The sequence below is a fragment of the Micromonospora sp. LZ34 genome, from assembly GCF_052981855.1.
Genome location: NZ_JBRIQN010000043.1, coordinates 38,210 through 48,929 on the forward strand (window position 1 = coordinate 38,210; position 10,720 = coordinate 48,929).

Below are 10,720 nucleotides of genomic sequence, written 5' to 3' on the forward strand. Positions count from 1 at the left end.
GCGGCATGAAGGGCGGCCATCAACTCCTCACCGCAGGTGTCGCGGCGCTGGCGCCCGCGATCTGGGGAAGCACGTACCTGGTGACGACCGAATGGTTGCCACCTGACCGGCCACTGCTCGCCACCACCATGCGAGCGCTTCCCGGGGGCCTGATCCTGCTGGCCCTCACTCGCCTGCTGCCGACCGGGACGTGGTGGTGGCGGTCATCGGTGCTCGGCACGCTCAACATCGGCGCGTTCAACGTACTGCTGTTCGTCGCGGCATACCGTCTGCCCGGCGGCATCGCGGCGATGATCATGGCCGTGCAGCCGATGATCGTCCTGATCATGGCGGCGCTGCTCATCGGCGACAAGATCCGGGGCCCGCACATGGTGGCCTGTCTCCTGGGCGCGGCCGGTGTCGCGATGCTGGTGTTCAGGGGGACAGCGGCCCTGAACACCGTGGGCGTGGTCGCGGCGCTCGCCGCAGCAGCCTGCATGGCCGTCGGCATCACGCTGACCAAACGGTGGGGACGCCCAAGCCGGGTAGGACTACTGCCCTTCACCGGATGGCAGCTGATCGCCGGCGGACTCGTGTCCCTGCCGCTCACCCTGATCCTCGAAGGACTGCCGGCCACCCTCACCGGGTCCAATCTCCTCGGGTTCGCCTATCTCACCTCCCTCGGCGCCGTCCTCAGCTACGCACTGTGGTTCCGCGGGATCGAGCGCTTGCCCGCACTGGCGGTCTCCTTCCTCGCTCTGGGCAGCCCGATCGTCGCGACCCTCCTCGGATACCTGTTCCTGCGCCAGACGCTCTCAATCGTCCAGATGGTCGGCGTCATCGCGATCATCGTCGCCGGGCTGCTCGCGCAACCACGGCCACCCATGTCACGGCGGTGTCCCGACGACTCCCCGGACAGCGACAACCCCACGGTGTCCGGACCGACTTCGCCACCGACTGTCAGCGGAAGCCGCCGATGACACGCGCGCCATCGCTGGCCTCAGGCCCCTACGACAAGAAAGAAGAAATGGTCACAGCAGATGCGCACCCGTACTCGACCCGGAGGTCGTGGCTGGGTGTCGCCGTCATCACCGCCTGTCTATTCACCTTCGTCACCACCGAGCTGATGCCCGTGGGCCTGCTCACCCCGGTGAGCGCAAACCTGGACGTGTCCGCGGGCGTCGCCGGGTTGATGGTCACGCTGTACGGCATCTCCGCCGGGCTCGGCGTGCCGTTCATCGTCGCGTGGACCAGGCGCATCAACCGGCGCGTCCTGCTGTCCGTGCTCCTGGCGATCCTGACCCTGGGGAACCTGCTCACCGCCGTCTCGCCGAACTTCGTGCTGATCCTCACGACCCGGCTCGTCATGGGATTCGCCAACGGCGTCTTCTGGGCCATCGGCGTGAGCATGGCGATGCGCCTCGTACCGGGACGCCTCGCCCCTCGGGCATCAGCGATCGCGCTGTCCGGCATCTCGATCGCCGCAGTGGTGGGCATTCCGCTCGGTACGTTCCTGGAAAGCCTCACCAGCTGGCGCGCCACCTTCCTCATCTGGGCCTGCCTCAGCATGCTGGTGTTCCTCGCGGTCACCGTGGTCATTCCCTCGCTGCCCTCGGAGAAGGCCGTCCCGGTCCGGGAGGTCTTCCGACTCCCGCTCCAGCGACCCCAGCTGCGCCTGGTGATGGTCGCCGTGACGCTGTACGTGCTCGGCCACTTCGGCGCGTACACCTTCATCCGGCCCTTCGCGGAGGAGCATTCGTCCGCCTCCGCCGCCGTCATCAGCGCGTTGCTCATGATGTACGGCGTCGGCGGCGCCGCCGGTAACTTCATCGCCGGCCACACGGTGACCAAGAATCCGCGGGTCAGCTTCATCATCGCCTGCACAGGGCTCGTGACGGCGATGCTGCTGCTGCTCACAATCGGGCACACACGGCCCGGGCTGATCCTCGCCGTGGCCCTCTGGGGAGTGTCCTTCGGCGCCGCGAACCTGTGCCAGATCAACCTGATGCTCGGCGCCGCACACGACAAGTTCGAGGCGGCCATGTCCATCAACACAATGGGGTACAACACGTCCATCGCGCTGGGCGCGCTGTTCGGTGGATGGTTCGCCGACAGCCTCGGCGTTGACAGCGCTGTCTGGTTCGGTGTCGCGCTGACAGGCGCCGCGTTGCTCGTCACCATCGGCACGCGCCGGAAGACCGCGGCGGTCTCCGCCGAGGACGAGATGGCCACCACCGGTGTGAAACGTTGACCGGGCTGGGCCCATGCCATGCGGCGTGCGCCCAGCAGACACACGAGCGGCGGAGCACCGGCGTCCTGTCATGCCGCGACTCGAGCAACGTACGCCGTCACTGCTTGTGACGAGCGTGCAGTGGCGATCGACAACTCGCGTGATGATCTGGGAGTGGCCAGCCCGCCAATCGGACAATCTCCACTGCCGGTCCTGAACCCAGGGAACGACGTGCCGCGGTGTGAAGCGCGAGTCGCTGGGCGCCGAGAGTCGGCTCGCTTGTGGTTCGAGGTCGGGACGGGCATCCTCGTGCCGTGGAATGGACGGACGACCTGACTGTGCGCCTTGCTCGGGGAACATCGGTACGCGCCCTTGTCTTGTATCTCCGGGCGGCCGACGAGGAGGGGACGTGCCGTCGCGATGTCCTTGCCGTCTTGACCGAGCGGTTCGCGCTGCCGTTCGATGATGCACGGCTCGCGATGGACCGTGTCGGGGGTGGAGTCGTCCGCGCCGCGTCCGGCAACCCTGCGAACGAGCCGGACCCCGTCAAGGACCCGTTGGCGTGGACGTCATACCGGCTCGAGCTCGGACTGACCGTCGATGATGGAGCTCTTGGGCCATCGCCCGAGGAGCGGGCGTGGGCGCAGGCTCTCCTGGAGCGGGCCAGGCGTGGCGAGCCCACGCATGGCACCGAGGACGTCGCCGTGGCGCTCGAGGTCGCACGGTTGGCAGTCGCGTCGCAGGAGACGGGTCGGATACGCTTCCACCTCCTCCTCGAAGCAGCGACGTCACTATCGGTCGCAGCCGAAGCGTGCATCGCCCGGTTGGGGCAGCAGCCTTGTGCCCCGGAGGGTTCCCAGGAGTGGGTCGACGGTGTCGCGCTCGCCGCGGCTGCCCGTCAGGTCACCGCGAAGTTCGCTGCCCAACCCGACCCGGAGCTTGAGGAGCGTGGCCTCGCACTGGTGGGACGCATCGTCACCCGCCTGCTGGGCCAATCTCACGCCTTCGTCGGACGAGCGATGATCGAGTCGGCCCGCTGCATCCAGCGCAACGGCGATCCCGACCGAGCCGCCACTCGCGCCGAGGCGGTACTGGCCGACTTCGAGGTTCTGCTCGATCAGTTCGAGGTCGACGCTCCATTCGACGAGCACATCATCGCCCTGGAGTACCTGCAGGCCGCCATCGAACTCCTCATCGAGGTGAGAGGCAGTTCCGTCGAGCTCGATGCCCTTCGCAACCGGACCAAGCAAGTGCTTGCCCGCTCGCTGACCGACTGAACCCGATCGATACGAGCACCAGCGGGTTCCCGGTCACAAGGCCGGGGCGGTGGCCGACCTTACCCATCGCACGGCGGCGTGGCCAGGGAGACAGGAGATCATCACCGTCATCACGTGTCCACCGCCACGGATCTGCCGCGATGCGCGCCCCTGTCGCAGACCGTGAGGGCCTTCGCGACGCGTCTCGAGGATCATGCTGGAAATCAGGTGGGACGCGAAATGTCAAGCATCTCCCGGGACAGGACACGGCGGAGTCCTGCCCAACTGCCGAATAGTCCTCTTATGGATCAAGGCGGCCCGCAAAGCGGGCCGCGCCGGCCCGGCCCCGGCCTGCTGGCGACCTCCGGCCGGCATCGGCCGGGCCGGCCGGCCACGCTGACGACACGATCAGTAGATCTCGGGGCTCCGCCCCGAACCCCGACCCTCCTCAGAGACCGCTACGGGTCTCCTCGCCCGGGCACCCAAGGGGCTGCCCGAGAACCCCGGCCAGACCGAGAACCCCGGGCAGGGACATGCCTGCCGACCGAGGAGACCCGCCACCACAGCGACGCTTGACAGCCACCATTGAGACTCGTCTGGTAGGGCGCTCCACCTTGTCCCCGTCCGGGGAGGCTGGACGGTCTGGCGACTGCCCGACGAGGAGATCCGCTTCAGGCCCCGGGATCACTTCGGAAGTGTTGCCCGATGGCCGAGATTCAGCGTGCGGTGGTGGCCAGGCGCAGCCCCAAGGCGATGAGCACGCTTCCGCTGATCGCTTCGAGTCGGCGTCGGATCACCGGTCGGCGGAACCAGGCCCCGGCCCGGCCCACGGCAACGGCCAAGGTGAGATAGAACGCCGTTTCGATTAGCACCTGTACGGCAGCCAACAGCGCCGTGGTGGCCAGCAGGGGACGGTCCGCCGGGACGAACTGGGGATAGAAGGCGATCATGAAGACGGCGGCCTTGGGGTTGGCCAGCATCACGACTACTCCCTCGCCAAAGGCCTTCCACCAGCCCTGCCCACTCAGCGACGACGAGACCACCGCCGCTCGCTCCACCTCCGAGCTGGTGCGGCTGCGCCACGCGGTGCGCCACGCCTTGACGCCCAGGTAAAGCAGGAACACCGCACCGGCGATGCGCAACACGACGAAGGCCACCTGAGAGGCTGCCACCACCGCAGCCAAGCCTGCCCCAGCGCACAGAGCCCACACGTACAGGCCGGCCTCCAGCCCCAGTACCGTCGGCACCGCCGCACGCAGGCCATGCAAGGCCGCCCGTCGGAAGATCAGCGCCATGGCCGGACCAGGTGATGCGGAGATCAGCAGTACGGCCACAACGAACGCGGGCAGCACAGCGAGAAGATCCATCGGCTGATCCTGCCGTCACCTGATCACCGACACAACCTCTTGCCGCCGCGCTAGCAGGCGATCGCATCCGGCCAGCGCTCGCGGCGAGCACGCGGCGTGCCATTAGCGTGCCATTGGCCGAGGAGAACGGGGGCCAGGCGAGGACACGAGAGACTGCCGAGACCAGGCCGCCAAGCCGCTGGCCTGCCGGTGATCGACAATTCCCAAGCTGTTCCTGGGTCCCTTCGGGGCGCCGCACATGCGGGAAAATGGACACGCCAACCGCCCCGAGGCCCGTAATCAAAGCCGTGGCGCGGGGTGGGAGCACGGCGGGCCATAGCTGTTACCTGCAGTTTGTCACTCTGGCCGTCGGCTGGGGAGCCCATTTTCGGGTCTGACAGCGCGGGTTCGATTCCCGTCACCCGCTCCACTCACCCGCTCCACCCGAAAGGCCCTGGCCAGGACGAAAGTCCCAACCAGGGCCTTCGACGTTCCAAGGTCAACGATCATGCCGCGTACCATTGGCGTGCCATTAGCCCCGGTCATCCCCAGCCCTGTCCGAGTCCGCTGTCCGCTTCTTGCCTTTCTTGTCGCTTGACGGTCGGACGTCGGTCTTGGTCGCTTAGCCCTTCTGGTTACGGTCGGTGACACCTCGACCGGCCGTGGGCGCACTCACATGCCGATGAGCGGATGCCGACGGACTGGCTGTCTGCATGACACCGGAGTTGGCTCTGCACGCGCTGGCCGACAACGGTGCCGTCGGCTGGGTCATATGCTCGCCGGGTGACGGACGAGGAGACTACGGAACTTGTCATCGATCGCCTGCTCCTAGCGTTGGCGGCGCAACTCGACACGTCGGGGGGTCCGGCCCTGGCGGCCGATGCGGCCGAGGCGCTCGCCGACGTGAGCAGAGCCCAGGCCGATGTCATCTTCGGCCAGGCGGGCCATCTGGTTCACTACGGCGCGGACACCGAACCGCTGAAGACTCTCATCCACGCGATCACGGCCATCCAACGCGATGAGGCTCCGGCAGATGCCGCGGTCAAGCCGGGTGACGAAGTGCGACTCGTGGGTGAAGTGCCAGAGAGTCTTGCCGACTATGACGAGACGTGGCTCCGCGAGACCACGTTCGTCGTCCGCTACGTCGGTAGGAACGCGATGGTCGACGTGCAGCCGGACCTGACCGAGGATTACGTGATCGCGACGGTGCCGGCCGCCGGCGTGGAACCCTTGCGAAGGGAGAGCACTCCGTAGCATCGCCGCATCCGCTCAGGTACAACTGTCGTCCATGCGTCCGGTGGATACGTCGGCGACAACCATGATGCCGGACACGCCGACGACGGCGACGCGTGCCCGCCCACGTCCGTTTCTGCCGCTACCCGTGCGGGCGCGGTGGTGCGCTGTTCCTGTTCAGGCGAGTGGTTATCGGCCGCGTGTGAGGGCGGCTGCTAGCGTTTACTTCGGCGCGCGGGGCCGCCGTATAGGTGGACACGGTTGTCGACATCGTGGTCCGGTTCGCCGCGCGGAAAGCGGTCGTGTGCAACATGGCCGTTGCTGACATGGACCGCCCAGTCCTCGTAATACCAGCTGGGGTCGCACGCGCAGTCGGTGAACCGGAACCGGAAGTTGGCCCTATACCGGCCGACTTGCCCGTGGGTGAGGGTGAACAGGCGGGTCGACACTCCCGTTCGGGGAAACGCTGCCCGGCCGGGCAGGCGCTCGACGGTTACCGCCGAGCCGTCGACGGTGAGCCATAGATTAAGGCTGCGGGCGATGCTCACGCCGCCGGTCAGCACCTCACCGCGACGTGTGTAGCCGGCGGCCTCATCGGTTAGGACGTCATGGACTACGACGTCGCCTGCGGGCAGCGGCGCAGGAAGTGTCACCGGCCGGTTGAGTCCTCGACGGGCGTCGGCCTGTGGAGCGCCGCGCCCAGCCGCGCTCTATCGCACGCGTACCCGCTGGATGACGATCACGCCCTAACCATGGCCCACTGGCCGCACGCCTCGCCAGCCGATATCCGCTCATGCCGCGAAGTGCTCGTCACCGACGGTGATGTCGGCTACGTCCGGTCGCCGGCGTCCGGACGTAGCCGATGAGCGGATGTCTGCTGTCGCGATGACTGCCGGGCTCTGCCGCGCTGGTCTGTGAAGCGGCTGCCAGCAGGCAGCTGCGGGCAGGCTACGAGTCCGACCGAGGCGGCCGAGTGACGAGCGGAGGCGAGTCGTCCGCAAGCCGGACACGCTTTCGCCACCGGTAGTGGCGCCACCCAGCGACTGCGACGGCCACGGCAACGAGCAGCGCGGTGGCGCCTTTCCAGGCGCGCTCGAACCACGATCTGTCGTCGCCGAACGCCGCATCACCGGCAGTCATCAGCCATAGCCCCACCCACGCCCACTGCCAGCCGCGTGGCCGGGAGAATTTGTCGGGCGGGTTGGAGAACCCGACGGAAACAGCGGCTGCGGCACAGACGACGACGATCAGCGGTACGCCGATGCGCCAGAGGGCTTCCCACAGCGACACGAACCGATCATGACACCCCGTTAGCGTGAATCACCAGAGCCGTTCCTCGCCTAACTCTTCGCGGCGGTGAGGTAGCACGGGCGGCCCTACCACCTAACGCCCGCACATGCCGCGAGTCGCGCGCCACCCACCGTTACGACGGACGGCGAAACATGGACATGGCGCAATCAGGAACCGCAATCGCGTGACCGCCACAGAGCCGCAGTTCGGAACGCGGGCGTACAGGGCGTCGCGGCAGGCGCGGCGGTGAGATCCTGGGCGGCATGACAGACCTCGACGCGAAGGCGAATCTCTATCGGTACCTGCGGGAGGCGCGCGAGGCGCTGCTCGGGAAGCTCGACGGGCTGTCGGAGTACGACGTACGGCGCCCGCTCGTGCCGACCGGGACGAACCTGCTCGGGCTGGTCAAGCACGTGGCCTCGGTGACCGCCGGGTATTTCGGCGAGGTGTTCGACCGCCCCTTTCCCGAACCCGTCGCGGGCCTGGACGAGGACGCCGAGCCGAACACGGACATGTGGGCCGCAGCCGACGAGTCCCGCGACGACATCATCGGACTGTGGCACCGAGTCTGGGCACACGCGGACGCCACGATCGAGACGCTTCCGATCGACGCGCCCGGCTCGGTGCGGTGGTGGCAACACACGCCGGTGACGCTGCACCTCATTCTCGTGCACGTGCTCGCCGAGCTGAACCGGCACGCCGGGCACGCTGACATCGTGCGCGAACTGGTCGACGGCCAGGTCGGCTGGCGGCGGCCCGGCGACAACGTGGTCGAGGGCGACGAGGCGTGGTGGGCCGCCTACCGCGAGAGGCTGGAATCCACCGCGCGCGAGTTCGCCTGAGGACGCGATTTTCGTGTAACCCCGCGGATGCCGTCCAATGCGTCCGAGAAACCGTCTGCATTCTGCCAGCGGCCGTCGCAGCCCGAAGCCAAGGTAGACATGCACGGATTTGCCGCGGACGGTGCGCTGCGGAGCGTCACGATCGCTTGAGCCAGGCGCCGTCCGGTCGTGCCGATGTGAGTGCACGGGGGCTCGCCGACTCAGCTCACCCTTCGGTCGCGATTGCCGCGATGGCGGCGTGTGGCCGATGAGTGCCTTCGCTGGGCCGCTGCAGGCGCTCAACTTCCGTGAAGCCGGCTCGCGCCAGTCGCTCGGAGAACTCGTCAACGGGCCAGCGATAGGCGGTAACGACCTTGTGGTCGAAGGCGGCGACCTCGTCACCTACGAAGAAACCAAGCACTAACGTTCCGGCCGGGGCCATTACTCGCCGGAACTCAGCGAGTACGCCGTCGAGATCTTGCGGCGGCAGATGGATCAACGAGCCCCAGGCCAGGATGCCGGCGATGGAGTGGTTGGCAACGGCGAGATTTTCCATCGACCCGAGTTGGTAGCTACCGCCCGGGTGGGCTGCCTGCGCATGGGCGATGAACTCGGGGACCATGTCGATTCCCGTTGCGTTGACGCCCAGCGAGCGAAGGTAATCGGTGATATGGCCAGGCCCACAGCCGAGATCGAGCACCGTGCCCGGTCGGCCCGCCAGATGTCGCCCGATGAAGGCGAGGTCGTCGGCGTGTACCTGCTGGCTTGTACCGAACAGCTCGATGTAGAGCTCCGCGACGGACGCATACGCCTGCCGGACCTGCTCCAGTTTCACCAGGCGACAGTACGGGCTCTCGGATTGGCAGAGTAGGCCGGGGCCAGCGCGGGGACGCCCGTCGATTCTCGCCTGCCCGCATCCGGCGATCTGAGGGCAAGGTCAGGTGAGCATATCCGCCGATGTGCGTGGGTGAGCCGCAGGTTTCAGGTTGCAGTAGACGCTGGCTTCAGACGCTTGCGCTCGACAACGCTTGTTGCTGTCACCACACTCAGCGGCGGCACGTCCTTCGCGACAACGGCGCCCGCGCCGACGACCGAGCCCCGACCGATTGTCACTCCGGGGGTGACCGTGGCTGCGGCGCCGATCCACACATCATCCTCGATGACGATGGGCGCGTGCGTGATGAAGTCGTACCGCTCGTCGAGCTCGACGGGGTGTCCGGCCGTGCTCAGCGTCACTCGGGGACCGATCAGGACGCGGTCACCGATGGTTATGCCCCCGTAGTCGAGGAAGAAGCATCCCTGATTGATGAACACGCGCTCTCCGAACGATGCTCCAAGCCCGTAGTCGCAATAGAACGGGGGCAGGAGGGACAGCGAGTCAGGGATGGGTCCACCGAAGATCTCGGTGAGCACCGTCCTGCGCGCGCCGAGGTCGTCAAACGGCAGCACGTTGAGGCGCGAGGTCAGGTTCATGACGAGCTGTACGCGCTCCGCGAAGGCTCGGGACTCGGGCGTCCGTGTTGGTAGGCGTTGCTCGTTGCGCACGAGGCGATCCTGGCACGGCGAGTCTGGTCGAGTTTGTCAGGGCCGGTTGTGCACGAACCACGCGTCACCGGCGGGCAAGGCAACGGCGACCTCCCACCGGCTCAGGTCGAGGTTCGGGGCGAGCGCCTTGACTTGGCCGGCCGCGGTCCACGCCTCGTCACCCGGTGCCGGGCGACGACCCACCTGGAACTGCAGCATGGTGCCCCACGACGCGACCAGGCGGGCGTCCCACCGGTGACGCCACTGCGCCAACACCTCGGCGAGTGTCCGCTGGTACTCCCGGGTGGGCGCACCGAAGAAGTCCACCCAGTATCCCGAGCTGCGGACGTCGCTGGTGGGCAGCAACATGAGCAGGACGCTGTCCAGCGTGTACCAGTGGTCGGTCTGCGTCACGAACCGCACGCTGCCGAGCACCCGGGCGTACAGGTCGGCGTCGGCGAGCAGCCGACCGTGCAGCGCCCGCTCCAGCGCCACATCCGACACCAGGGCCGTCAGGTCCAGGTCGACGCCGGCCATGCCACGCGCGTAGTACTCGACCTCGCCCTCGTCGACCTCGTCGTCCTCGCTGTAGTGGCGGTAGACCAGCCAGGGTTCGGAAGACTCGGCCGCCTCGGCGAACGCGCGCAGCTCCGACTCCGACGGACCCGGCTCGGGCCGGATCCTCAGCGTGTCGCCGAAGTCGTCGGTGACCATGACGGGCAGGCGTCCGATGACCGGCACCAGTGCGTCGGCAACCCGCCAGGCCTCGTGCAGGCGATTGGGGTCGATGTCGGCGACGAGGACAGTGCCCGATGGGCCGTGCCCGATCGGCAAGCCGGCCAGTGGCGACGCGGCGTGGAGGTGGTCCGGGTGCACATCAGGATCCGGCGAGCAACGCACGCAGCATCGCCCAGGTCTGGTCGCGGGGTTCCTCGCCGTGACCGGATGACTGTCACCGCCCTAGCCTCGGTCTTTCACGGTGTCCGTGATCTTGAGGGTTGAGAAGGCTCGGTAGAGACGGCGAAGTGCCTGCCGCGTAAG

The 10,720-nt window shown here is 67.5% G+C and carries 11 protein-coding genes; 5 read left to right on the forward strand and 6 right to left on the reverse strand.

Annotated elements, in window-relative coordinates:
• Positions 1 to 5: 5 nt before the first annotated feature.
• The 3 genes from ACVCAH_RS30360 (at position 6) to ACVCAH_RS30370 (ending at position 3,486) form a co-directional block, all read left to right on the forward strand.
• Complete coding sequence (locus tag ACVCAH_RS30360) at positions 6 to 959, forward strand: EamA family transporter (RefSeq protein WP_447139663.1); 954 nt, start codon at positions 6 to 8, stop codon at positions 957 to 959.
• The gene (locus tag ACVCAH_RS30365) at positions 956 to 2,230 is read left to right on the forward strand and encodes an MFS transporter (RefSeq protein WP_447139664.1); all 1,275 of its coding nucleotides are present in this window, start codon (positions 956 to 958) and stop codon (positions 2,228 to 2,230) included. The genes ACVCAH_RS30360 and ACVCAH_RS30365 overlap by 4 nt, the downstream gene beginning before the upstream one ends.
• A gap of 293 nt (positions 2,231 to 2,523) precedes the next feature.
• Positions 2,524 to 3,486 carry a hypothetical protein gene (locus tag ACVCAH_RS30370; protein WP_447139665.1) on the forward strand — a complete coding sequence of 321 codons (963 nt, stop codon included), beginning with the start codon at positions 2,524 to 2,526 and terminating at the stop codon, positions 3,484 to 3,486.
• 695 nt (positions 3,487 to 4,181) lie between these two features.
• On the opposite strand, the gene ACVCAH_RS30375 is transcribed toward ACVCAH_RS30370, so the two are convergent.
• Positions 4,182 to 4,832 (reverse strand): LysE family translocator, encoded by a 651-nt coding sequence (locus tag ACVCAH_RS30375; RefSeq protein ID WP_447139666.1) that lies wholly within the window; start codon positions 4,830 to 4,832, stop codon positions 4,182 to 4,184.
• Between the two features lie 762 nt (positions 4,833 to 5,594).
• On the opposite strand from ACVCAH_RS30375, the gene ACVCAH_RS30380 reads away from it, so the two are divergent.
• Positions 5,595 to 6,065: a hypothetical protein gene (locus tag ACVCAH_RS30380; protein ID WP_447139667.1), complete on the forward strand. Its 471-nt coding sequence runs from the start codon at positions 5,595 to 5,597 to the stop codon at positions 6,063 to 6,065.
• A 194-nt stretch (positions 6,066 to 6,259) separates the two neighbouring features.
• Here the strand turns inward: ACVCAH_RS30380 and ACVCAH_RS30385 are convergent, their stop codons facing one another.
• Both ACVCAH_RS30385 and ACVCAH_RS30390 read right to left on the reverse strand, forming a co-directional pair.
• Complete coding sequence (locus ACVCAH_RS30385) at positions 6,260 to 6,697, reverse strand: hypothetical protein (RefSeq protein WP_447139668.1); 438 nt, start codon at positions 6,695 to 6,697, stop codon at positions 6,260 to 6,262.
• Between the two features lie 295 nt (positions 6,698 to 6,992).
• Complete coding sequence (locus ACVCAH_RS30390) at positions 6,993 to 7,334, reverse strand: hypothetical protein (RefSeq protein WP_447139669.1); 342 nt, start codon at positions 7,332 to 7,334, stop codon at positions 6,993 to 6,995.
• A 263-nt stretch (positions 7,335 to 7,597) separates the two neighbouring features.
• Here ACVCAH_RS30390 and ACVCAH_RS30395 point away from each other — a divergent pair, with 263 nt between their 5' ends.
• Positions 7,598 to 8,176: a DinB family protein gene (locus ACVCAH_RS30395; protein ID WP_447139670.1), complete on the forward strand. Its 579-nt coding sequence runs from the start codon at positions 7,598 to 7,600 to the stop codon at positions 8,174 to 8,176.
• Positions 8,177 to 8,381: 205 nt separating this feature from the next.
• On the opposite strand, the gene ACVCAH_RS30400 is transcribed toward ACVCAH_RS30395, so the two are convergent.
• From ACVCAH_RS30400 to ACVCAH_RS30410, 3 genes are all read right to left on the reverse strand, one after another.
• Positions 8,382 to 8,990, reverse strand: coding sequence for a class I SAM-dependent methyltransferase (locus ACVCAH_RS30400; RefSeq protein ID WP_447139671.1), 609 nt, complete (start codon positions 8,988 to 8,990; stop codon positions 8,382 to 8,384).
• Between the two features lie 146 nt (positions 8,991 to 9,136).
• Positions 9,137 to 9,700, reverse strand: coding sequence for a sugar O-acetyltransferase (locus ACVCAH_RS30405; protein WP_447139672.1), 564 nt, complete (start codon positions 9,698 to 9,700; stop codon positions 9,137 to 9,139).
• Positions 9,701 to 9,736: 36 nt separating this feature from the next.
• The gene (locus ACVCAH_RS30410; protein ID WP_447139673.1) at positions 9,737 to 10,513 is read right to left on the reverse strand and encodes a DUF4253 domain-containing protein; all 777 of its coding nucleotides are present in this window, start codon (positions 10,511 to 10,513) and stop codon (positions 9,737 to 9,739) included.
• Positions 10,514 to 10,720 lie beyond the last annotated feature (207 nt).